Source organism: Mesorhizobium sp. B2-6-4 (assembly GCF_006441495.1).
In the GTDB taxonomy this organism is placed as follows: Bacteria; Pseudomonadota; Alphaproteobacteria; order Rhizobiales; family Rhizobiaceae; genus Mesorhizobium.
Genome location: NZ_VFUE01000028.1, coordinates 49,749 through 71,727, shown reverse-complemented (window position 1 = coordinate 71,727; position 21,979 = coordinate 49,749). Strand labels below are relative to the sequence as shown.

Sequence of the window (21,979 nt, the reverse complement as noted above, 5' to 3'; positions counted from 1 at the left end):
ATGGTTGAGGCCGTCTTGCCTGCCGGAAGAGGAGAGCAGGAAGCACATCATGTCCAATCCAGCCTCGACCTTGGATGATCACAAGCCCCGGTTTCTCGTCCGATGGCTGTTCTCGACCAACCACAAGGATATCGGGACGCTTTACCTGCTGTTCTCGATCATGGCAGGCGTCTTCGGTACGGCGCTTTCCGTGTTGATCCGCATGGAGTTGCAGGAACCGGGTTTGCAGATATTTGGCGATCCGGGCGTCTACAATGTCGTCGTCAGTGCCCATGGGCTGGTCATGATCTTTTTCGTGCTCATGCCGGCGCTGATTGGTGGCTTCGGCAACTGGATGGTGCCGATCATGATTGGCGCGCCCGACATGGCTTTCCCCCGCTTGAACAACATCTCGTTCTGGCTGCTGGTGGTGTCATTCATCCTCTTCATCACCTCGATGTTCGTTCCGGGAGCGCCCGGTACGCTCGGCCATGGCGGCGGCTGGACGCTCTATCCGCCTTATTCGACGGAGGGCCAGCCAGGTCCCGCCGTCGACCTCGTTATTCTGTCCATCCACCTTTCGGGGGCCTCCTCGATCCTCGGCGCGATCAACTTCATCACCACCATCTTCAACATGCGCGCACCCGGCATGACCATGCACAAGATGCCTCTGTTCGCTTGGTCGATGCTGGTCACCGCCTTCATGCTTCTCATGTCGCTGCCGGTGCTCGCCGGCGCGGTCACCATGCTGTTGACCGATCGCAACTTCGGGACGACCTTCTTTTCGCCGTCCGGCGGCGGTGATCCGATCCTCTACCAGCATCTGTTCTGGTTCTTCGGCCATCCCGAAGTCTACATCATGATCCTGCCTGGCTTCGGCATCATCAGCCACGTCATCTCGACCTTCGCCAAGAAGCCGATCTTCGGCTATCTCGGCATGGCCTATGCAATGGTGGCAATCGGCGCGATCGGCTTTGTCGTCTGGGCGCATCATATGTATACGACCGGCCTGTCGGTCGACACGCAGCGCTACTTCGCCTTCGCATCGATGGTCATCGCCGTTCCAACCGGCGTGAAGGTGTTTTCGTGGCTGGCGACCATGTGGGGAGGATCGATAGAGTTCAAGACACCCATGATGTGGGCTCTCGGCTTCGTCCTGCTGTTCACCATTGGTGGCGTCACTGGCATCATGGTTGCGAACCCCGGTATCGATCGCGTGTACCACGACACTTATTTCGTGATCGCTCACTTCCACTATGTGCTGTCTTTGGGGGCGGTCTTCGCGATCTTTGCCGGCTTCTACTACTGGTTCCCGAAGATGACCGGCTATATGTACAGCGAAACGCTCGGCAAGCTGCATTTCTGGCTGATGTTCATCGGCGTCAACCTCGTCTTTTTCCCGCAGCATTTTCTGGGCATGGCCGGCATGCCGCGACGTTACGCCGACTATCCCGATGCTTTTGCCGGCTGGAATTTCGTCTCGTCGATCGGTTCCTACATCTCAACGGCCGGGCTTGTCGTCTTCTTCATCGCGGTTGCCGAGGCCTTCAGCCGAAGACGCCAGGCAAGCGCCAATCCTTGGGGCGAAGGGGCGACGACGCTGGAATGGCAGCTGCCATCGCCGCCGCCCTTCCATCAATGGGAGAAGCTGCCGCGCATTGCCTAGTGTTCGCTCCGGTTCCGAACCGGCGCCTGTTTCGACATTCTGTCGGGAGAACGTCATGAACGAAACCACAGATCCAAACAACCAGATCCTGCTCGTGGCGATCATAGCGTTTTATTGGGCATTGCTGGGCAGTTGGGGCCAAACTCTGCCGCGCTCGGGCAACGACAAGGCCAAGCAGGACGATGCGCCGACAGAGCAGCGAACCGGCAGTATCGACGATATATCCTATACGGACACACGCTTGGATGCGATCCGAGAGATCGACCCAACTTTCGACCTTGCCGCGTTTCTGACCGGTGCCAATACGGCTTATGAAGCTATCCTGCGCGCGTATGCGGACAGCGACATCCCAACGTTGAAGCGTCTCGTCGGGCCGGAAGTGCTCGATATCTTCGGACGAGCGATTGCCGGCCGCCGGGATCGGGGGGAGATGCTGCAACTCACCTTCATTGGCACGAAGGAAGCAAAGGTCGTCGACGCTCTTGCGGAGAATAGCACCGCTGAGATTGCCGTTCGCTTCGTTTCCGACGTGGTCAGCGTTACACGCTCGGCCAACGATGCAATCGTCGCCGGCGATCCCCAGCAGATCGTTGAGGTGATCGATACGTGGACGTTCGCCTGTGACACCCAGTCAACAAAGCGCAATTGGATGTTGATCGCCACGGAAGGCGAGTAACGAGTGCATACTCATCCGATGCCTGCCTGACAGCCTTGTCACTATAGATGGGCGGTCAACCCGGAGCGCTCAAGCCGCGCAGAATTTCCAGCTTTTGACAATGTGCATCCACGACTTGTGTATCACGATCAAATCGGCATGACCGGTTCAGTCGATCATTCTCAAGCCGCGAGCGGGTAGCACCGCCAAAGATCCACTCCCTGAACCTGCTGTGGCCTCAGGCGCCGGATATGGTCAGATCCGCATGCATCGCATCGGCCACATCAGCGATTGATCCACCATCAGATCTTTCCGGAAACACGTCAGCCTTCGCCGTTACGCCGTGGCTCGAAAGGAAGGCGACGATATTGTTCAGGCTGTTCCAGGTTTCATCGGTCGCGGCATCCTCGATCGTGATTGCACCAACCCCCTGAGCCATTTGCAAAAATGGCATGGCATCGGTAACCGGACGCTTCGCTTCACGCGTATCCTCCATCCGACAAGAACCTTGTTGCGGAAATTTCCTGGTTGGTCGAGGCGACGAAGACAGGCCGTCCTGCCTGGAGGATCAGGCTACCAGGTGGGTGGAACGATGAAAATTGCCAGAAGAGGCGCCCTCGGGCGACGCTGCAACGATGCCGGCTTGGCCAAGGGGAAAACGTCAACAGACACCCTGCCGCGCAACGCGGCTTCACAACGCGACAACCCTCAATGCCGGAGGTCTACCTGCACAGTTTCAAAAAAGTCGATGATGAACGGAACGATGGTTGTGGTGAGAAGTACGCCGGCCGACGTGATCGTGAATGTCCTCCCTACTCGAACATGATCCGAACGGTGCCTCTTTTGGCAATCAACAGTCTCCGAGCCTCTTGGATCCGCTCAGCCTGTTGTTTGGAATAAGGACCCATTGGCCGAGTCTTTTCATCGCCGCGACGGACCCTGCAGTACCAGCGGCCCCTGTCCGAAAAGATTTCGACCGAGGTCGGCGCCTCATCGGACGCTTCCCTGGCCACACCGGTAGCGAACTTGACGATCTTTGAATGAACGGCGTCCAATCCGTTGGTGGTGCTCGGTTCCTGTTGCATTGTGGACATAAGTCGAACTCCTTTCAGTCACAGCGACGCACCGCTGCGCCATACGGGTTGCACTGTCTATGGATCGCGGTGCCCAAGAGCGCTTGCTACCTTGCCATTTGGCGCTCCATTTCCATCTCCGCCCCTAGACTTTCGATGTCACGGAAGATCGAAGCGACAGCCAGCGTGCGCCCTTCGCGCTTGAAGCGCAGCAGGCAGTCCCTGGCACCGATGTCTCCATCGACAGCAATCTCGTCCCATTGCCCGGCATGGCCGACATAGTTGATAGGAACGTCGTAGTGCTGGCTCCAGAAGAACGGCACGGCCGCGAATTTCTCGCGATGCCCGAGCATGTTCAGGGCCGCGGTTTGCCCCTGCCTCTCTGCAACCACCCAATGCTCGACCCGAATGTTCTCGCCAGTGTGAGGATCCGGCCACCGCGCAATGTCGCCGGCCGCGAATATGTCCGGTGCGCTCGTCTCCAGAAAGGCATTTACGGCGACGCCGCGGTCAAGAGTGAGCCCCGCCCTTTCGGCAAGCCCGGTCCGCGGACGCACGCCGACGCCGGCGACGACGAAATCCGCCGTCAACATGTTGCCACTGCTTAGTTTCACTTTGTTGCCGTCGATGCTGCTCGCGGTGTCCTCGAGATGGAACACGACTCCATGCTCCTCATGGAGTGCGCGGATGAAGTCACCCATTTGCGGACCGAGGACCCGTTCCATGGGTCGTTTATCCGGCGCCACGACATGAACGTCGATATTGCGCGCGCGCAGCGCTGCGGCAACTTCCAAGCCAATGAAACTGGCGCCAAGCACAATGGCGCGGCGCGCAGTCGTGGCTCGCTCGATGATCACCTTGCAATCTGCAAACGAGCGCAGCGTGTGAACATGTGGCTGATCCGCGCCGGGGATGGAGAGGCGCACCGGTTCGGCCCCCGTGGCAAGTAGCAGTCTATCGTAAGGACTCCTGCTTCCATCAGCCAGAATGACCTCGCGAGAACGCAGGTCGATATCGACGGCCTTCGTATCGAGACGCAGGTCGATGTTGTTTTTTGAATAGAATTTCTGGCCGCGCAGCGGAATCCAATCCTCCGGGGCCTTCCCTGCGAGGTAGTCCTTGGAGAGATTCGGCCGGTCGACGGGCGGCGCATGGTCGTCGCTGATCATGACGATGCTGCCCTGGTACTGCTCTCGCCGCAGCATTTCGACCGCCGCGAAACCGGCCGCGCCGCCGCCGACAATGACGACTTTCTCGGGGCCCCCGCCCGCGCTTCCGCCGCGCGGCTTCGGCGCCGTCCGTTTGAGTTTCTCGCCCACGAATATCCGCCCATCGCGCTGTTCCACCGACCAGCAAGCGAGTGGATTGAAGGCAGGCGCTCGCAAGGCTTCGCCTGTGCGCAGATCGAAGCAAGCGTGGTGCCACGGACATCGAATGGAATCCGACACCACAAGACCGTCACCGAGCGGCCCGCCGTAATGTGTGCATGTCGCGCCGATGGCGAAGATCTCGGCCCCGCGGCGCACCAGCAACACCTGCTCGTCGCCGCAATGGCCGACAAGCTTTCCGCCATCCGGAAGGTCGGACAGCGCGATCCCCTGGACCAGATCCGGTCCGTTTGATTTGGTATCAGCTTCAGCCATATTCTCGTCCTTGGCGATCCGTGTCAAAACCGCTCGTGCGGCGAAGCGGCACACTGCTTCGGGGTACCTTCTGCCTGGCTAGTGCGCCTTCAGATTCTCAGCATTATCCGCGCCGACATTCCGACTGCGTCATGTACTGGGCTGAGTGGCTCAGACCGCAGTCTCCCGCTCTCGCGGACATCATGCAAACGAATTTAATCGATAGTTGAGTGCAGTTTTCATGATGGCTTTCCCTCCGCGATTCCACTGCGCACAACTACAAGATCGCCTGCCCAGTCTTTCCCCAGTCGGCAAGAAACGACTTGAGGCCCTTGTCGGTGAGTGGATGTCTGGCGAGGTTTCTGAGTATCGCTGGTGGTACGGTCGCGACATCCGCGCCTGCGATCGCCGCCTGTTTGACATGGAGTGGAGTGCGAATTGAGGACGCCAGGATTTCCGTCGTGAAGGATTTGCCGTTGTCGTAGATCGCACTTCAGGTTCGGGAGCGACTCCGGCTGGCACGGTCATCTGATGAGGCGTTAGCGACTCTCGAAACTGAGCCACATCGGGAATTCCCCGCCAATTTAGATACTTCCGGCCTCGGGCCTGGGGTGATGTCCAGGCAGTTCGGAAATGCCTAGGATTCAGGGGCTCGTCATTCGCCGCTTGGTCGGACAGACCCATTTCTGGTGCGGCACCACGGCGTCTTGCCACGCAATAAGATAGATTGACAATATATCTTATATAGAGGATCACATCGAAGAGCGAACCAAGGCTTCAGCCAGCTTGCGTCGGAGAAAACAGGAGCTTCGGAATGACCGCGAACGGTCGAAGCAAGAGAACAATCGTGGTCGACGGCGTGCCATTGCCCAACATACTCGACGAGGCAATGATCCGCGGTGTAGTCCACGGGTTTTATGACGAAATTCGCCGTGATGACCTTCTCGGTCCCATTTTCCACGATCGGATCGAGCCAGATAAATGGCCGCAGCATCTGGCGAAGATGTGTGACTTCTGGTCCGCTACTCTACTTCGGACATCCCGATACGACGGCAGGCCACTGCCGCCGCACCTGGTCATAGCCGGCCTCGGCGCGGCGCATTTCCGTCGCTGGCTAATATTGTTTCGGACAACGGTGCGTCGCATTTGCCCGGCCGAGGTGGCGACGCTTTTTATGGATCGCGCGCTGCGAATTGCTCACAGTTTCCGTCTCGCGATCGCCTTCAACGGCGGCGAGACCACGATCGGCATCGAACCTATCGTCGAGAGAGACTTGTGATGCACGACCGGTTTGTGAGTGGTTCCTACAATGCACAGCGATCGACAGGGAGCCGTGATTCATGCGGCTGACCAGCTTTTCGGATTATGCATTGCGGATGCTGATGTACACTGCCGCCGCCGGTAGCCGGCTTATAACGATCGAGGAGGTTGCCCGCACCTTCAACGTGTCGAAGACGCATCTGAACAAGGTCGCCAACACCCTGACCCGTGGCGGCTATATGAAGGCAATCCGCGGCCGTTCCGGTGGTCTCATTCTCGGGCGCCGGCCTGAGATGATCCGGATTGGCGATGTCGTGCGGTTAACCGAGCCGGATTTCGCGCTGGTCGAATGTTTCGCGACCGGAAACCGATGTGTGCTAACCGCCTCCTGCAAGCTTTCAGGCATGTTTGACGAAGCGACAGCCTCCTTCCTGAACGTCCTTGACCGCTACACGCTCGCCGACATCACACTGATGCCCGAAGACTTCCTCGGCGGTCAGATACCACCCGTTCGCACCAGGGCGACACGCAAGACCGTATAGTGTTGCGCGGCTTCGACGCGCGCTGTTTTTGCTCGGATGTGAGATGGGCCATGGCTGAACCAAAGAAGAATGATCAACAGGTCACAAAGGACATTGATTCTGATATCGACCCGGACAACACTCTGCTGCCGATGCTTATCGGTGGGCTTGTCCTGATAGTTATCGGAGCGATCATCGTGATGATGTTTGTGTAGTTTCGCAACGATGGCGTGTGACTTTATCGGCCCGGCTGTTGTCTGGGCGCCTGCAACCCCAATTGCGATTTGGCGGATGGAGAACTGTCGGCCGAGGAGGGGAAGTACAGAGCGCGCGACCGGCGGGCGCTTGGACAGCGCATAGCCGGCGACGATGAGCTGCAGGAGGTATATCGTCGTCTGCGCCAGCCCGGCCCCGATGATCCGGCAGAGCCGATCTCCACGGCCGAGATGCGGCGCAAGCGCCTGCTGCTCACCCCGCGGAGACGTCGTCATTGAGTTCAGAACTTGCATTCCGCTTCGTTAAACTACCATTTCGCACTGCTCTTGTTCCGAACCCCTCATGACGTCGGCGTACCGTTTTGGGTTGAAGTGCAGATAGAGAAACGCTGTGACGGTCACGCAGCCGAGATGCATGATCCATCCGCTGCTGAAGCTCCCGCTCCAGCCATGCAGGAGCGCGGTGGCGAATGGACCAAGCGCGGCGATCAGAAAACCGCCGCCCTGCATCAGCGCAGCCAGCGCGCCCGCCTGCTCCGGCCGCGGCAGATGATCGAGCGCCGTGACGATTGCAAGCGAGAAGCTTCCGCCAAGACCGGCCCCGCATATCCCCACCCACAGAACGGGCGACAGTGCGGGAAAAACCGCAAGTCCGGCAAAGCCCGCCGCCTGCAGCAGCAGCGTCAGCCAGAGCCAGGGACGGCGGTCGATGCCTCGACGCGCCAGGACAGGCAGCACCAGGGCCGAAGCCGCCTGGCAAATGGCCATCACGGCCACAAGGTTGCCGCTGGCGGCACTGCTCCATCCTTGCGCCTGGTAGTAGGGCGCAAGCCAGGCGACCATAGAGGAATAGCCGGAGTTGACCAGGCCGAAGGCCGCCATCAGAACCCAGGTCCGTGGGCGGCGAAGCAGAAAACCGGTCAAGGCGCGATCGGGTCTTGAAGCCTTGGCGTCGGACAGGACGCGGAATGCCGCGCACAGCGCAATGGCGGCGGGAGCCGCGAGCCAGGCAAGGGCTGCCCGCCAGTCGTATCCGTTGTTGACGAGCAGGGGCGCCAGACGTGCGCCGAGCGCCCCACCGCCCATGATCATGCAGGAATAGAGGCCGGTCACGGCGGGTGTGCTGGTCGGGAACTTTGCCTTGATGATCCCCGGAAACGCGGCCTGGATGAAGGCCACCCCCGCCCCGCAAAGTGCCGCCGTCAGGATCAACGACAGGCCGCCGGGCACGACAAGCCTGAGCAGCGAGCCCGCTGTCAGCACCATTAGCGCCGCGAGCAGGCCCCGGCGCGTTCCGACGGCCGCCTGGATGCCCGGTGCAACGAACGCACCGAGGCCCATCAGCAGCATCGGCAACAGCGTCAGCATGGCCAGGCTGCCATAGCCCATCCCGGTGTCGGCCACGATATCAGCCAATATCGGTCCCGGGGCCGTCAGGAAGGGACGCAGGTTGATCCCGATTAGCACGACGAGGGCAAGCAGGGTCCATTGCCTGTCGGTTACAGGTTGCGCGGTCATCGACATTTTCGCGCTGTTCATCTGGCGCCCGCTTGCACCAGCAGGGTTATCATCTGCGCATAGCCGTTCCTGCGCGCGTGCCGCAGCGGTGTCGCCCCGTCCTTGTCGGCGAGATTGACGTTGGCGCCGGCCTCGATCAGCCGCCTCACGATCTCGACATGACGCTGCCCGCCATCGCCGAGGATGATGGCCTCCAGCAACGCGGTCCAGCCGAGCTTGTTGACGTGATCGACATCGACACCGGCATCGATCAGCGCGCCGACGGTCTCGACATGTCCGCGTTCGGCGGCCGGAATGAGCGCGGTGCCGCCATAGCGATTGGTGCTCTTGAGGTCGGCGCCGTGCGCAAGCGTCATCTTCAGGATTTCGAGATGCCCGCGTGCGCCGGCGTAGAGATATGGACTATCCTGGATATCGTCCTTGGCGTTGACGTCCGCGCCAGCCTCGATGAGAGTCCTGGCAGCGCTGACCTTGTTGCCGTGGGTCGCGACGAGAAGAGCCGTGCGGCCGTTCTCGTCGCGCGCGTCGATCCGGGCCCCCTCGGAAACAAGCATCTTGATCATGGAGACATCGTCATTTGCCGCAGCCGAGTGAAGCCTTGTCTCATTCATGTTCTGCCCCAACGCTATCAATGGAATGCAGGCGACGATGACGCCCAGCAAAAGTCTGCGCTTGACCATCGGCATCAGCCCCCCGACACGCTGTGCGTGGAAGCCGAGCGGGTTGCTGCGGCGAGCGAAGCCGTCATGCTCCGCCGAGAGGTGGCGAAAGCATCCTGCCTGGGATGAAGTTCCAGGCCGACGAGCAATTCCGCGAGCCTGACAGCCGCCGACACCCCTTCGACGACCGGGACACCGTGAAGGCTCGCCAGTCGCCGCGCCATATCCGACATACCGGCGCAGCCAAGCACGATGGCGTCGGCGCGATCGACCCGCAGCGCCTCCTGGATTTCTTCGCTGATGATCGACAAGGCTGCCTCGCCATTCGCTTCCAGCGCCAGGACGGGAATGCCGCTCGCCCGCACGGTGGCGAATGGCGAAAGGCCGTAGCGAACCAGATTGTCCTCGAGAATAGGAACGGAAACCGGCAAGGTGGTAATCACCGTGAAGCGCCTCGCCACGATGCTGGCGACGCGGGCGGCGGCCTCGCCTATGCCGATAACGGGCTTGCGCGTCAGCATCCGCGCAGCGTCGAGTCCGGTGTCGTCGAAGCAGGCGATGATATAGACCTCCACGGCGTCACTGCGCTCGGCCCGTTCGATCCGGTCGAGAAGACCCGGGACCGCCTTCGCGCCATCGATCGGGCCTTCGATGGAAGCCGGGCCGCTGTCGTTCTGCATTGCGATGATTTCGGTGCCGGCCTGCGCGGTTAGCCGCGCCGCGACGGCGATGGATCCCGTCATCGACACGGTCGAATTGGGATTGATGATGCCGATGCGTACCATGCGAAAATTCCTATAGCCGCCGTCCGATGGAACGTGCATCGCTGCCGTTCCGCATCGCTGATGGGACTGTCTCGATATTGAAGCCTATTCGATCAGATCCGTGTCGCGGCTGTGCCGCCAGAACCGGTCCGGGGTCCTGAGCAGATCGCGCAGGCCCAGCCGCTCGATCATCAGTTCCGTCTCCCGCTGCGCGGCATCGAGCACGGCATCCTGATCGATATGAACCGGCTTGCGGTCTCGCAACAGCACGCGTCCGCCGACCAGCACGGTGTGGACGTCGTTGCCGTTGGCAAAATAGGTGACACGGAATTCCGGCATGTTGGCCGGGTAGAGATGCGGGCGCCGCAGGTCGACAAGAATGACGTCGGCCTTCTTGCCGGGCTCCAGCGATCCGACCTGATGGTCGAGGCCCAGGACACGCGCGCCGTCGATGGTGCACATCTCCAGGGCCTTGCCCGGCGGAAGCCAGCTCGGATCGTGGAAATGAGTGCGATGATAGTGCATGCATTGCTGCATGTGACGGAACATGTCCGCGGAGCGGTCCGGCGCGGTCGCATCGGAGCCGATGGCCACCACGACGCCAGCGTCGAGAAGTTCCGTGACCGGGCAGCGCGCGAGAATGGCGGCCACGGCGCTCGGATTGTGCACGATGCTCGTGCCGGTTTCGGCGCAGATCGCTATTTCTTCGTCAGTCAGGGCGGTCGCATGCGACAGCAGTGTGCGCGGCCCCAGAATGCCGATCTCCCCGGCGATCTTCACGCTGCCCTTGGTATGACCATCCTGGGTGAAGATCAGGCCGCGCTGTTCGGCGATCTGCCTGACCTTGCGCGATTGCGCGATGGCGTCCCCTGCCCCGGGACCATCGAGATGTTCCTGATGCATGGTCGGCGTCAGCAGGGCGAGATGCAGACGATCCTCGTGGGTGCCGTGCCAGCGGTCGGCCAGCTTTTGCGAGGTGGCAAGCTGCTGGTCGAACGACACCGGATAATCGGTACGGCTGGCGCCCTTCCAACGTGCATAAGTCAGGGGGTGCGGCGGGCGCGTGGTGCCGACGGCGACCACTGAGCGCGTGCCGATGCCAAGCACGCCTTCCATATGGGCGTTGCCATAGGCCGGATCGTCGGTGCGCATGACCGAATCGCCGCCGCCAAGCAAGGACACGCCGGTCGTCACGCCGAAACGCAGGCGTTCCAGCGCGGCAAGCTGCGCCTCCGCATGCCAGAATTCCGGCGTCGAACCCACCGTATAGGCACCTTGGCATGCCCTGTACCAGAGGTCGCTGCGGCCGCCGCCCATCGTCTTGATCAGCCCGTGCCCGGCATGGGCGTGGCTGTCGACGAAGCCTGGCATGACGGCCATGCCGCGGGCGTCGATCGTCTCGCGCGCCGGATGGTCCCGCGCCACGTCTTGCGAAGCGCCGACGGCCACGATGCGGTCTCCCTCGATGGCTACGGCGCCATCGGGAATGATCCGCCGATCGGGATCGACAGCGATGACGGTGCCGTTTCTGATCAGAATGTCTGCCATCACAGGCTCGCTTCTCTTTTTTCGCTGCAAAGGATGCGGTCGAGCGAAGGCGCGAGGCGCAGGAGTTCGCGCGTGTATTCGTGAGTGGGCGCGGAGAACAATGTTTCGGTATCCGCGAGTTCGACGATCTCGCCGCCTTTCATCACGGCGACCCGGTCGCACATCTGCCGTATCACCGCGAGGTCGTGGCTGATGAACAGCATCGACAGCCCGGCAAGATCTCGTAGGTCCTTCAACAGGTTGAGAATTTGCGCCTGCACCGACACGTCGAGCGCCGAGGTCGGCTCGTCGCAGATCAGCAGCGATGGCCGGGGGCCGAGCGCCCTCGCAATCGCGATGCGCTGGCGCTGGCCGCCTGAAAAGGCATGGGCGAACCGAGAGCCGGCCTGCGCCGGCAGGCCCACCGCCTCGAGCAATGTCTCGGCGTCCAGCCGCGCTTCCGCTGCGCTGGAGGCAAGCTTGTAGAACAGGATTGGCTCCGCGATCGCCGAATTGATCCGCAGCCTTGGATTGAGGGCCGAATACGGGTCCTGGAACACCATCTGGAGTGACTGGCGCACGGTCTTGTCGCGACGGGCGGCCAATGCCGTGCCCTGAAACTCTATGGTTCCCGAACTCTGCGTCACGAGACCGGCAATGGTGTTGGCGACCGTGGTCTTGCCGCAACCGGACTCGCCGACAAGCCCGAAGATTTCGCCGCGGCGCACCTCGAAGGAGACGTCCTTCACGGCCTTGAAGACCGATGCCTTGCGGCCCGGGATGAACGAGCGCTGGCCGTATTCCACGCAAAGATTGCGTACCGTCAGCGCGGTTTCGCCGTTGCGCCCCGCAGCGGTGCCGGTGTTCTTGGAGCGCACGGCTTCGCGCGCCTCCAGTGTTGTCTTCGTTTCCTCGCTTGGGACCGGCAAACGGTCAAGGCGAATGTCGATCGGCGGAACAGCGGCGATCAGCGTGCGCGCGTAAGGTGCCTTGGGCGCCGTCAGCACATCGTGTGTCAATCCACTCTCGACCACGCAACCGTTCTGCATGATCGTGACCCGGTCGGCAATTTCCGCAACCACGCCCATATTGTGGGTAACCAGCAGGACGCCGACGCGGCGATCATCGGCAAGTTCGCGGATCAACTTGAGGATTTGCGCTTGCACCGACACGTCGAGCGCCGTCGTCGGCTCGTCGGCGACGATCAGCCTTGGGTCGCAGGCAAGTGCGGTGGCGATGACGACACGCTGGCGTTGGCCGCCCGACAATTGATGCGGATAGTTGCCCAGCCGGCGTTCCGGCTCGGGAATGCCGACGGCTCTCATCAATTCGAGCGCGCGGGCCCTGGCTTCGCGGCGCCCGATCTTCAGATGCGCCAGCATGCCTTCGCACAACTGGCTTTCCACGGTGAAAAGCGGGTTCAGGCTTGTCATCGGATCCTGAAAGATCGCGCCGACGTCACGGCCTGGAATGATCCCCTTGGTGCGACCGGTTCGGATGTCGATCGGCTTGCCCGCTATGGTGATGGTGCCGGAAGCAATCCTGCCGGGAGCCTGCAACAAACCCATCAGCGCATTGCCGACGGTGGTTTTTCCCGCACCGGATTCTCCCACCAGCGCATGTATCTCGCCGGGCCGGATCGTCAGGTCGATGTCGTCGACGGCAGCGAGAATGCTGCCGTTGGCAAGCGGATATTCGACCCGCAGATTCCTGATGTCGAGTGCGTGTGGCGTTGTGTTTTTCATCAGTTCGCCATCAGTTTGGGGTTGAAGCGATCGCGCAGGTAATCGCCGATTATGTTGACTGCCAGAACCAGGACGACCAGCACGACGGCGGGCATAACGGCGATCCACCACAGGCCAGAGAACAGGAACTCGTTGCCGATGCGGATCAGCGTGCCGAGCGAGGGATAAGTGGCCGGCATGCCGGCGCCGAGGAACGAGAGGGTCGCCTCCGTCAAGATCGCGCCCGCCAGATTGATGGTGGCGATCACCATGACGGAGCTCATCACGTTGGGCAGGATGTGCCGCATCATGATGCGGCGGGAGGGAAGACCGATGACCTTGGCGGCTCGTACATAGTCGCGGGAAATTTCCACCATGCTGGAGGCCCGCACGGTGCGGGCATATTGCACCCATTCGTTGACGGCGATCGCGAAGATCAGGATGACCGGTGCCCAGTTCGAGACCGTATCGGCGCTCAATTGCGCGCGGGCTATGCCGCTGATCAGAAGCGCGACGAGGATCGTCGGAAAGCTCACCAGAACATCGGCGATCCGCATCACGATGCTGTCGATGATACCGCCGAAATAGCCGGCTATCGATCCCAGCGTGACGCCTATGGCAGCGGCCAACAATACCGCCCCGGCGCCGATCAGCATCGATATGCGCAGGCCGAAGAGGATGACTGAGACCAGATCGCGTCCCTGATTGTCGGTGCCCAGCAGGAAGCGCGGATCGCCACCGTCCATGAACACGGGCGGGATTTCCATGTCGATCAGCGAATATGAGGAGACATCGCGCGGATCGATGGGTGCAATCAACGGAGCGAAGGTCACCAGCACCAGCATGGTCACCAGGATCAAGCCAGCGATCATGACCGAGATGGGAGGAAGCCTGCGCGACAGAGATACCTGCGTTGCCATCATTTTGTCCTCAGCCGCGGATCGATCAATGCGTAGAGCATGTCGACGACCATGTTGATCACGACGAACAGGAAGCCGACGAACAGCAGATAGGCCGCGAGGACGGGGATGTCCGGATAGCCGACGGCGTTGGTGAAAAGCAGCCCCATGCCCGGCCACTGAAAGACGGTTTCGGTGACAATGGCGAAGGCGATGAGTTGTCCGATCTGCAGCCCGGTGACGGTCACGACCGGCATCAAGGCATTGCGCAGCGCCAGACGGCCGTAGATGTAGCGGCGGGGCAGACCGCGCGCGAAGGCGAAGCGGACATAGTCCGAAGAGAGCACGTCGATCATCTCGGAGCGCACGAGGCGCATGATCAGCGTCAACTGGAACAGCGCCAGTGTGATCGAAGGCAGGATCAGCGATTTGAGGCCGGAGGCCGTCAGGAAGCCTGTCTTCCAGAAGCCGAGATCGACAAGCTCGCCACGCCCCGAGGACGGCAGCCAGCGCAGACTGACGGCGAAGATCAGGATGAGCAGCAGGCCGGTGACGAATGTCGGCATGGATATCCCGACGAGGGTCAGCGACTGGATCAGCCGCGACAGAAAGCCGTTCGGCTTCAGGGCGCAGAGAACCCCCGTCGGGATGCCGATGAACAGCGACAGGAGGGTCGCGACCACGACCAGTTCCAGCGTTGCGGGAAGCCTGGTCAACAGCAGGCTGACGACAGGCTCCTGGTAGCGAAAGCTGGTGCCGAGGTCGCCATGAAGCGCGCGCCCGACGAATTCGAGGAACTGTACGAAAAGTGGCCTGTCGAGTCCGAGAGCGACGCGCAAGGCATCCTTCTCAGCCTGGCTCGCGCCTTCGCGCACCATCGTGGCGACCGGATCGCCGACGAAACGGAACATGATGAAGGCGATGGCGGTTACGGCAACCATCACGAGGATGGCCTGCAACAGCCGCACCGATAGAATCCGGATCATCAGGAAAAACCTTTCAAGAAGCGCGGATCGAGACAGGCGGGGCTTGCGCCACCGCTGGAGCAGCTCGCGATCCACCACGGATAGCAGGCGCTCCAACCGAGTCAGGCGTGTCCGCGAAAGCTCCCTCGCAAGCGCGGGCACGCCTTACCGGCGCATTTTCCTAGTTCATATGCGCGAACCAGGGACGCACATACTCGTCGGGGAATTGCGGCATGTCGACCTTGTCGCTCATCGCCCAGGCGACCGGCTGCTGGTGCAGCGGCAGATAGAGGGCCTCATCATGCGTGATCTTGAAGGCCGCCTTCAGCATATCCACCCGCTTGGCCTCGTCGAGTTCGGTCGATGCCGAACGGGCCAATTCGTCGATCTTGGCGTTGGAAAGCCCGTTGGGGTTGCTGCCGCCATAATTGCCGTCATTGGTCGCCAGCAAGGCTTGCAGCACGCTGTAGCCATCCATCGGCGGTAGCGAGGCCCATCCGAGCATATAGATATCGAGATCGCCCTTATCCATTCGAGGGAAATAGGTCGTCTTGCTTTCGACGTGCACGTCGGCCTCGACGCCGATCTTGGCCCACATCGACGCGATTGCCAGGCAGATCTGTTCGTCGGCGATGTAGCGGTCGTTGGAACAGGCCAGTCCAACCTTGAAGCCGTCGGGATAGCCGGCTTCCGCCAGCATGGATTTCGCCTTCGCGACATCATAGTCCAGCGCTACGTCGATCGACTGATCGTAGCCGGTGACCTGTGGCGCGACCAGTGTGCCGGAGGTGCGCGACTTTCCGCGCATCAAACGCTTCTGGATCGTGTTCAGGTCGACCGCGTGCCAAAGCGCCTGGCGCACTTTCACGTTCAGCAGCGGATTGGGCTTGCCGGGCGCTGCATGAAGCTCCGGCCGGAAGCTGAAGCCGAGAAAGATCTCGCGCAGCGACGGGTTCTCGACAACCTTCAGGCCGGCGGTGTTGGCGACCCGGTCGATGTCCTGCAACGGGACCGGCGCGATCATGTCGAGTTCGCCCGAAAGCAGCGCCGCGACGCGCGTGGCGTTCGAAGCGATCGGGCGGAATTCCACCCCCGTCAGATTGTGCTGCGGCTTGTCCCACCATTCCTTGTTGACGGCGAAGACCGAGCGCGAGTCCGGCTCGTAGCTGACCAGCTTGAACGCGCCGGTGCCATTGGCATGATTGCTGGCGTAGGTGACGACCCCCGTTGAGGCATTGCCGGGCTTGAGGGCATTGTGCTCCTCCATCCATGGCTTGCTCATCATGTAGATGGCGACGAGATCGTTCAGGAGCAGCGGATAGGGTCCGCGCAGGATCAGGTCGACCGTGTAGTCGTCGACCTTCTCGACGCCGGTTACGGCGGAGAGGTTTTCTCGGTTGCGCGCGCCGGGATCGATCTGACGTTGGATGGTGGCGACGACATCGTCGGCATTGAAGGGTTGACCTTCGTGGAACTTGACGCCCTGCCGCAGCTTGAAGCGCCAGCGCGTCGGCGAGACGATTTCCCAGGAGGTCGCAAGCGCAGGCTCGATAGCCATTTCCTTGTTGCGGCGCACCAGCCCGTCGAACACCATGTTCTGGACGCTCTGGGTAAAACTGTCGACCTGGGCATTCGGATCGTACGAAATGACGTCGCCGGCCGATGACCAGCGCAGTGTCTGTGCAAGCGAAGGCGCTGTCACCGACATCACCATCGCAAGTCCGGCGAGCAGGACCCTAACGCATTTTCTCATTTTCTTCTCCCATTTGTATACGAAGTTTCCAACCTATTGGATACCATTTATCCCCATTGATATCGTACACACATTGTGCACAATATCAAGGCAGGCATGTTCGATTTCGTTTCTCATGTGCAAAACCACTCAAGTGACCGTTCCGAAAAGGGATTCCGAATGACCCAGGCCTTGCTGATAGAAAACGGTGTCATCGTCACCATGGATGCGGGGCGCCGGATTTTCTCGAGGGGTTATGTCCTGGTGGAGGATGGCCGGATCGTCACCGCCGGCGACGGCGCGGCCCCCGCCACAGATCAGAAGGTGGCGCGCATCGATGCTTCGGGAATGGTTGTCATGCCGGGTCTCGTCGACACGCACGCGCATGCGGGTCACATGCTGACCAAAGGCCTGGGAGACGATTCCGAAGCCTGGATGACTATCGCGGGGCGTATCTATGCAGAGGCGTCGGATACGGAATTCTGGGCAGCCGAGGCCACATTGTCGGCCCTTGAGCGCATAAAATGCGGAACGACCACCGCTGCCCTGCTGTTTGGCGGCGGGCCGGACATCATGCGCACCGAGGCGCCGGGGGCAGCACGGGCACATCTTGCCGCCATCGCCGAAATGGGAGTGCGCGAGATACTCGCCGTCGGGCCGAACCGGCCGACCTCGTCCCATGTCTATCGGGACCACGCATACGTTCCGTCTGTCGAAATCACCATTTCGCCGGAAACCCAGTTGGCAGTGTGCGCGGAAATCATCGATGATTGGGCTGGTCGCGATGGCCGCGTGCGGATTGCGGTCTCTCTCCCGGTGTTCACTCGGCGCGAACTTGACGAACAAACGGTATACAATCTGTCTCGCAATGCTCGCGACCTTGCTCGCGCAAAAAACGTGCTGTTCATCCAGGATGGCCATCGCGACGGTTCCATCGCCGCCAATGCGGAACGGCTGGATCTGTTCGACGAGCATTCGCTGCTGGCGCACTGCATCGAACTGACCGAGGCAGACATCGCCGCGCTGAAACGCAGCCACGCCAAGGTGGCGCATAATCCAAGTGCTCTGATGTCGGTCTCGGGCCGTTGTCCGGCGACGGAACTGATGGAAAGGGGTGTCACCGTGTCGCTCGGCACCGACGCGGCGGCGCCCGATCGCTCTTTCGACATGTTCCGCAACATGTTCCAGGCGCACCGCTATCATGCCCGGCACTTCAGGAACGATGCGGTCCTGCCGCCGATGCAATTGCTGGAGATGGCGACCATCGAGGGCGCGCGTGCCCTGTCGATGGAGAACGAAATCGGCTCGCTGGAACCGGGCAAGCGCGCCGACATCATCCTGGTCAACATGCGCCAGCCGCATCTGTGGCCGCCGGCGCACCCCGCGCAGCGGCTGGCACGCTTCGCCAACGGCGCGGATGTTGACACGACGATCGTCGACGGGCGTGTCCTCATGCGTGGACGCCGCCTCGTCGATCACGATGAAGACGCCATTCTGGATCGCGCCGAAGGAGCCTTCCATCTGATGATGAAACGCGCCGGGCTGGCATAGGCCGAGTTCCGGGGCGCAAACAGGGAGACCCAGATGACCGAAGACCTTCTCATTCGCGATGTCAGGCCCTTGGGCGGCGCTGTCACGGACCTCTACATTCGCGACGGTCGGTTCGCGCAAGCAACCAGCGGGAAAGCGGCGCATGAAATCGACGGGCTTGGACAGGTTGCCCTGCCCGGCCTGGTCGAGGCGCACACGCATCTCGATAAGACGCTTGTCGGCATGGACTGGTTTCAGAACCGTGTGGGACCCACGCGCAACGACAGGATCCTGGCCGACAGGAAGGCCAAGCGGGAACTCGGCATCGATGTGCGCAGGCAATCGGCGCGTCAGATCGTGCAGACGCTGGCTTTCGGCGTGACGCATATCCGCAGCCATGTCGATGTGGATACGGAAATCGGCATTACCAACATCGAGGGTGTCGTTGCAACGCGCGAAGCCTTCAAGGGATTGGTCGACGTGCAGGTCGTCGCCTTCCCGCAAAGCGGCATGCTGGGACGCGAAGGCACGCAGGCGCTGATGGAGGACGCATTGAAGGCGGGGGCCGATATTGTCGGCGGCATCGACCCGGCAACGATCGAGCGGGATCCGGTTCGCCACCTGGACGCAATCTTCGCGCTCGCGGATCGATACGGCAAGCCGGTCGACATTCATCTGCACGAACCGGGAGAATTGGGCGCCTTCTGCCTTGAGCTGATCGTCGAACGGACCAAGGCGCTCTCCCTTCAGGGCCGCGTCATGGTGAGCCATGCCTATTGTCTCGGCATGCTGGACACGCATAGGCAGCACACGTTGATCGACGCGCTGGCGGCTGAAGACATCGCCGTCATGACGGTCGGCAGCCCATCCGCGCCGGCGGTTCCGCTGCGCATGATGCGCCAGTCCGGCCTCGTCGTGGCATCCGGTTCCGACGGCATCCAGGGCACCTGGGAGCCATGGGGCAATGGCGACATACTGGAGCGGGCCAAATATCTTGCGCAGCGCAACGGCATGACCAACGATGCCGATCTGGAAGAGACGGCGCGCGTTTGCACCTTTGGCGGCGCGCAAGGTATCGGCCTGACGGATTATGGGCTTTCGCCCGGTTGCCACGGCGATGTCGTGCTGGTTTGCGCGCGGACCCTGGCGGAAGCCGTGGCCCTGACCCCACGGAAGCGCACGGTCATCCGCGGCGGCCGCGTGCTCGTGCGTGACGGTGCGCTGGCCGGAGATCTGCCCGATGTCGCATAGTCGTCGGACGAACCAGCGTGACGACGGACCCGTCCTGCTCACCGCACGATGGGTTGTCGGCCACCGGGACGGGCGCCATGTCCTTCTGGAGAATGGCGAGGTCGTCCATGAGAACGGCAGGATCGTCTTCGTCGGCCATCGCTACGGCGGGCCTGTAAAGCGGCGGATCGATCATGGCAGGGCGCTGATCGGCCCGGGTTTCATCGATCTGGATGCGCTTTCGGACCTGGATACGGGCGTGCTCGGCCTCGATCATCAACCCGGCTGGAAGAAGGGCCGCGTCTGGCCGCGCGACTATGTGGAAGCCGGGCCGGTAGAAATGCTGGCGCGCGAGGAGCTGACGTTTCAAAAACACTATGCCTTCGCGCAACTCATCCGCAACGGCATCACTACTGCATTGCCGATCGCATCGCTGTTTTATCGTGCATGGAACGAGACATCGGACGAATTCGCATCCGCCGCCGAAAGCGCCGCAGAGTTGGGCCTTCGCGTCTATCTCGGGCCTGCCTTTCGCGCCGGCCATTCCGTCATCGAGGCGGATGGCGGCATCGTCGTCGAGGTGGACGAAGAGCGCGGCGCGGAGGGTCTGGACGGGGCCGTTGCCTTTTGCCTGGAGCACGAAGGGGGCTTCGGCGGATTGGTGCGAACCATGCTTGCACCGGACCGTGTCGAGTTCTGGACCGCCGACCTGTTGCGCAGGACCGCCAATGCCGCGCGAGACCTCGGCGTGCCGGTCCGTCTGCATTGCTGCCAGTCTTCATTCGAGATCGAGACAGTGCGTCGCCGGTTCGGCACGACATCCGCCCGCTGGCTCCAGGACATCGGCTTTCTCAGCGAAAGAGCGTTGTTGCCGCATGGCACCCACGCCGACGGCGATGATCTCGAAATCATCGCCGGTTCGGGTGCCACATTGGTGCATTGCCCGCTGGTGATGGCGCGGCATGGCGCGGCGCTCGACAATTTCGCCCGCCTTCGCGGCCAGGGTCTGCGCATCGGCATGGGCACGGACACCTGGCCACCCGACATGGTGCAGAACATGCAGGTCGGCCTGATGCTCGGCCGCGTCATGGCGGGCAATCTGGAGACGCCGAAATCAGCCGATCTCTATGACGCGGCCACGATTGGCGGCGCCGACGCGCTCGGCCGGTCGGACCTGGGACGTCTGCAGGCGGGAGCAGCCGCCGACATCGTCGTGTTCGACCTGTCCGGCAACCATCTGGGACAGGTCCTCGATCCGATCGCCTGCCTGACGACGTCCGCAAGCGGACGCGATGTGCACACGGTCATCATTGACGGGCGCACCGTGATGAGCGCCCGAACCATTCCGGGTTTCGATCTCGATGCAGCCCACCAGCGCGCACAGGCCCAGTTCGAACGGCTTGTCCAGCGTTATCCGCAACGCACCTGGCGACATCCGACGGTCGCCGAGATTTTCCCTCCCAGCTATCGGATGTTCATGGCATGAGGGCTCCAGAAACGACACACAACGATTGGAATAAACCTTGATGGCACGCGAGCCGACGGCATTGGCCCTCGACGCCGGGCCGTTTGCATCTCTAAACTCCGGCTTTGCGGATGCTTTTCTTCTTGTGTGCTTGGATATGAATTTTCAGGATCGGTCATGACAATCAACATTCGCAATAAAAATCCGAAATCCGCCGTATCCAAGTCCGACGCGGTCTATCGCACGTTGAAGCGCGTCATACTCGACCAGGCGCTGACCGCGGGAACAAAGCTGCCTGAGGATTCGATCGGCGAGCGGCTGGGCGTCAGCCGCACCATTGTCAGGCAGGCGCTGGCAAGACTGAACGGCGAAGGCCTGGTCGAATTGCGCCCGCACAAGGGCGCCTGCGTCGCGCAGCCGAGCCTGGAGGAAGGCCACAATATATTCGAGGTGCGGCGGGCGCTTGAAGCGCTGGTGGTCGACACGCTGATCGGCAAGCTGACGCCGCAAAAGATCAAACAGCTCGAAGCTCATGTCGACGCGGAAGAGATGGCCAAAGCCAACAATGCCGCGTCGTCGATTCAGTTGGCCGGCGAATTTCATGTGCTGCTTGCCTCGCTCACCGGAAACGAACTGTTGCTGCGCTATGTCACGGAACTCGTTTCGCGTTCATCGCTCATCCTGTCGCTCTACGGGCGGCCGCATTCGTCCGACTGTGCCGTATCCGAGCATCACGAGATCATTGCCGCCCTGGCCGCGGCCGACCGGAACAAGGCTGCTGCCTTGATGGATCATCATATTGATGCAATCACCACACGTGCACTGCTGAAAGCGAAACCCGAAAATGACTTTCCGGACCTTCTTGCTGCCTATGCGCGGGAGGAAGGGCTATGATTTATTGGATGAATGCCGAAGAGACGAGGAGTGACCCGAAAATGATCAGGACGAAGGTGATGTCAGGTTAAATCCGCCTCC

General features: G+C 61.4%; 19 protein-coding genes and 1 pseudogene. 8 read left to right on the top strand and 12 right to left on the bottom strand.

All coding sequences use genetic code 11. The features are described 5' to 3' along the window. The first annotated feature begins 49 nt into the window (after positions 1–49). Positions 50–1,645, top strand: coding sequence for a cytochrome c oxidase subunit I (gene ctaD, locus FJ426_RS28485; RefSeq protein ID WP_140560707.1), 1,596 nt, complete (start codon positions 50–52; stop codon positions 1,643–1,645). Between the two features lie 55 nt (positions 1,646–1,700). Next, on the top strand, positions 1,701–2,321 hold the full coding sequence (locus FJ426_RS28480; RefSeq protein ID WP_140560706.1) for a Tim44/TimA family putative adaptor protein: 621 nt from the start codon (positions 1,701–1,703) through the stop codon (positions 2,319–2,321). A gap of 217 nt (positions 2,322–2,538) precedes the next feature. Here FJ426_RS28480 and FJ426_RS28475 read toward each other — a convergent pair whose 3' ends face one another. From FJ426_RS28475 to FJ426_RS28465, 3 genes and pseudogenes are all read right to left on the bottom strand, one after another. After that, on the bottom strand, positions 2,539–2,796 hold the full coding sequence (locus FJ426_RS28475; RefSeq protein ID WP_140560705.1) for a hypothetical protein: 258 nt from the start codon (positions 2,794–2,796) through the stop codon (positions 2,539–2,541). A gap of 684 nt (positions 2,797–3,480) precedes the next feature. Then, positions 3,481–5,016: an FAD-dependent oxidoreductase gene (locus FJ426_RS28470; protein WP_140560704.1), complete on the bottom strand. Its 1,536-nt coding sequence runs from the start codon at positions 5,014–5,016 to the stop codon at positions 3,481–3,483. Between the two features lie 256 nt (positions 5,017–5,272). Next, positions 5,273–5,482 (bottom strand): annotated as a pseudogene (locus tag FJ426_RS28465) (transaldolase family protein); the annotation flags it as partial. A gap of 327 nt (positions 5,483–5,809) precedes the next feature. Here FJ426_RS28465 and FJ426_RS28460 point away from each other — a divergent pair. Both FJ426_RS28460 and FJ426_RS28455 read left to right on the top strand, forming a co-directional pair. Beyond that, on the top strand, positions 5,810–6,274 hold the full coding sequence (locus tag FJ426_RS28460) for a group III truncated hemoglobin (protein WP_140560703.1): 465 nt from the start codon (positions 5,810–5,812) through the stop codon (positions 6,272–6,274). A gap of 61 nt (positions 6,275–6,335) precedes the next feature. Continuing rightward, the gene (locus FJ426_RS28455) at positions 6,336–6,797 is read left to right on the top strand and encodes an Rrf2 family transcriptional regulator (protein WP_140560702.1); all 462 of its coding nucleotides are present in this window, start codon (positions 6,336–6,338) and stop codon (positions 6,795–6,797) included. On the opposite strand, the gene FJ426_RS31555 is transcribed toward FJ426_RS28455, so the two are convergent. From FJ426_RS31555 to FJ426_RS28415, 9 genes are all read right to left on the bottom strand, one after another. Then, positions 6,752–7,285 carry a hypothetical protein gene (locus FJ426_RS31555; protein ID WP_140676798.1) on the bottom strand — a complete coding sequence of 178 codons (534 nt, stop codon included), beginning with the start codon at positions 7,283–7,285 and terminating at the stop codon, positions 6,752–6,754. The genes FJ426_RS28455 and FJ426_RS31555 overlap by 46 nt on opposite strands. A gap of 9 nt (positions 7,286–7,294) precedes the next feature. Further along, complete coding sequence (locus tag FJ426_RS28450) at positions 7,295–8,509, bottom strand: cyanate transporter (protein WP_140518193.1); 1,215 nt, start codon at positions 8,507–8,509, stop codon at positions 7,295–7,297. Between the two features lie 17 nt (positions 8,510–8,526). Next, a complete protein-coding gene (locus tag FJ426_RS28445) occupies positions 8,527–9,189 on the bottom strand; it encodes an ankyrin repeat domain-containing protein (protein WP_140518194.1) in 663 nt (220 codons plus the stop codon). Positions 9,190–9,194: 5 nt separating this feature from the next. Next, the gene (locus FJ426_RS28440) at positions 9,195–9,953 is read right to left on the bottom strand and encodes an aspartate/glutamate racemase family protein (RefSeq protein ID WP_140560722.1); all 759 of its coding nucleotides are present in this window, start codon (positions 9,951–9,953) and stop codon (positions 9,195–9,197) included. An 84-nt stretch (positions 9,954–10,037) separates the two neighbouring features. Continuing rightward, entirely contained in the window at positions 10,038–11,480 is a 1,443-nt protein-coding gene (locus tag FJ426_RS28435) for an amidohydrolase family protein (RefSeq protein ID WP_140518195.1), read from the bottom strand. Further along, entirely contained in the window at positions 11,480–13,204 is a 1,725-nt protein-coding gene (locus FJ426_RS28430) for an ABC transporter ATP-binding protein (protein WP_140560701.1), read from the bottom strand. The genes FJ426_RS28435 and FJ426_RS28430 overlap by 1 nt, the downstream gene beginning before the upstream one ends. Then, positions 13,204–14,103, bottom strand: a complete 900-nt coding sequence (locus FJ426_RS28425; protein WP_140560700.1) for an ABC transporter permease — start codon at positions 14,101–14,103, stop codon at positions 13,204–13,206. Before FJ426_RS28425 ends, FJ426_RS28430 begins: the two co-directional genes overlap by 1 nt. Beyond that, positions 14,103–15,068 carry an ABC transporter permease gene (locus tag FJ426_RS28420; RefSeq protein ID WP_140500709.1) on the bottom strand — a complete coding sequence of 322 codons (966 nt, stop codon included), beginning with the start codon at positions 15,066–15,068 and terminating at the stop codon, positions 14,103–14,105. The genes FJ426_RS28425 and FJ426_RS28420 overlap by 1 nt, the downstream gene beginning before the upstream one ends. Positions 15,069–15,228: 160 nt before the next feature. Beyond that, complete coding sequence (locus tag FJ426_RS28415; protein WP_140500710.1) at positions 15,229–16,800, bottom strand: ABC transporter substrate-binding protein; 1,572 nt, start codon at positions 16,798–16,800, stop codon at positions 15,229–15,231. A gap of 159 nt (positions 16,801–16,959) precedes the next feature. Between FJ426_RS28415 and FJ426_RS28410 the strand changes: the two genes are divergently transcribed. The 4 genes from FJ426_RS28410 (at position 16,960) to FJ426_RS28395 (ending at position 21,898) form a co-directional block, all read left to right on the top strand. Beyond that, the gene (locus FJ426_RS28410) at positions 16,960–18,330 is read left to right on the top strand and encodes an amidohydrolase family protein (RefSeq protein ID WP_140560699.1); all 1,371 of its coding nucleotides are present in this window, start codon (positions 16,960–16,962) and stop codon (positions 18,328–18,330) included. A 33-nt stretch (positions 18,331–18,363) separates the two neighbouring features. Next, positions 18,364–19,560, top strand: coding sequence for an amidohydrolase (locus tag FJ426_RS28405; RefSeq protein ID WP_140560698.1), 1,197 nt, complete (start codon positions 18,364–18,366; stop codon positions 19,558–19,560). Further along, positions 19,550–21,025 (top strand): amidohydrolase family protein, encoded by a 1,476-nt coding sequence (locus tag FJ426_RS28400; protein WP_140558788.1) that lies wholly within the window; start codon positions 19,550–19,552, stop codon positions 21,023–21,025. The genes FJ426_RS28405 and FJ426_RS28400 overlap by 11 nt, the downstream gene beginning before the upstream one ends. 156 nt (positions 21,026–21,181) lie before the next feature. After that, entirely contained in the window at positions 21,182–21,898 is a 717-nt protein-coding gene (locus FJ426_RS28395) for a GntR family transcriptional regulator (RefSeq protein ID WP_140500714.1), read from the top strand. Positions 21,899–21,979 lie beyond the last annotated feature (81 nt).

Bases quoted from the DNA above. Each gene is read 5' to 3' on its own strand.
- ctaD (WP_140560707.1), top strand. From the start codon at position 50: ATGTCCAATCCAGCCTCGACCTTGGATGATCACAAGCCCCGGTTTCTC.
- FJ426_RS28480 (WP_140560706.1), top strand. From the start codon at position 1,701: ATGAACGAAACCACAGATCCAAACAACCAGATCCTGCTCGTGGCGATC.
- FJ426_RS28475 (WP_140560705.1), bottom strand. From the start codon at position 2,796: ATGGAGGATACGCGTGAAGCGAAGCGTCCGGTTACCGATGCCATGCCA.
- FJ426_RS28470 (WP_140560704.1), bottom strand. From the start codon at position 5,016: ATGGCTGAAGCTGATACCAAATCAAACGGACCGGATCTGGTCCAGGGG.
- FJ426_RS28460 (WP_140560703.1), top strand. From the start codon at position 5,810: ATGACCGCGAACGGTCGAAGCAAGAGAACAATCGTGGTCGACGGCGTG.
- FJ426_RS28455 (WP_140560702.1), top strand. From the start codon at position 6,336: ATGCGGCTGACCAGCTTTTCGGATTATGCATTGCGGATGCTGATGTAC.
- FJ426_RS31555 (WP_140676798.1), bottom strand. From the start codon at position 7,285: ATGCAAGTTCTGAACTCAATGACGACGTCTCCGCGGGGTGAGCAGCAG.
- FJ426_RS28450 (WP_140518193.1), bottom strand. From the start codon at position 8,509: ATGACCGCGCAACCTGTAACCGACAGGCAATGGACCCTGCTTGCCCTC.
- FJ426_RS28445 (WP_140518194.1), bottom strand. From the start codon at position 9,189: ATGGTCAAGCGCAGACTTTTGCTGGGCGTCATCGTCGCCTGCATTCCA.
- FJ426_RS28440 (WP_140560722.1), bottom strand. From the start codon at position 9,953: ATGGTACGCATCGGCATCATCAATCCCAATTCGACCGTGTCGATGACG.
- FJ426_RS28435 (WP_140518195.1), bottom strand. From the start codon at position 11,480: ATGGCAGACATTCTGATCAGAAACGGCACCGTCATCGCTGTCGATCCC.
- FJ426_RS28430 (WP_140560701.1), bottom strand. From the start codon at position 13,204: ATGAAAAACACAACGCCACACGCACTCGACATCAGGAATCTGCGGGTC.
- FJ426_RS28425 (WP_140560700.1), bottom strand. From the start codon at position 14,103: ATGGCAACGCAGGTATCTCTGTCGCGCAGGCTTCCTCCCATCTCGGTC.
- FJ426_RS28420 (WP_140500709.1), bottom strand. From the start codon at position 15,068: ATGATCCGGATTCTATCGGTGCGGCTGTTGCAGGCCATCCTCGTGATG.
- FJ426_RS28415 (WP_140500710.1), bottom strand. From the start codon at position 16,800: ATGAGAAAATGCGTTAGGGTCCTGCTCGCCGGACTTGCGATGGTGATG.
- FJ426_RS28410 (WP_140560699.1), top strand. From the start codon at position 16,960: ATGACCCAGGCCTTGCTGATAGAAAACGGTGTCATCGTCACCATGGAT.
- FJ426_RS28405 (WP_140560698.1), top strand. From the start codon at position 18,364: ATGACCGAAGACCTTCTCATTCGCGATGTCAGGCCCTTGGGCGGCGCT.
- FJ426_RS28400 (WP_140558788.1), top strand. From the start codon at position 19,550: ATGTCGCATAGTCGTCGGACGAACCAGCGTGACGACGGACCCGTCCTG.
- FJ426_RS28395 (WP_140500714.1), top strand. From the start codon at position 21,182: ATGACAATCAACATTCGCAATAAAAATCCGAAATCCGCCGTATCCAAG.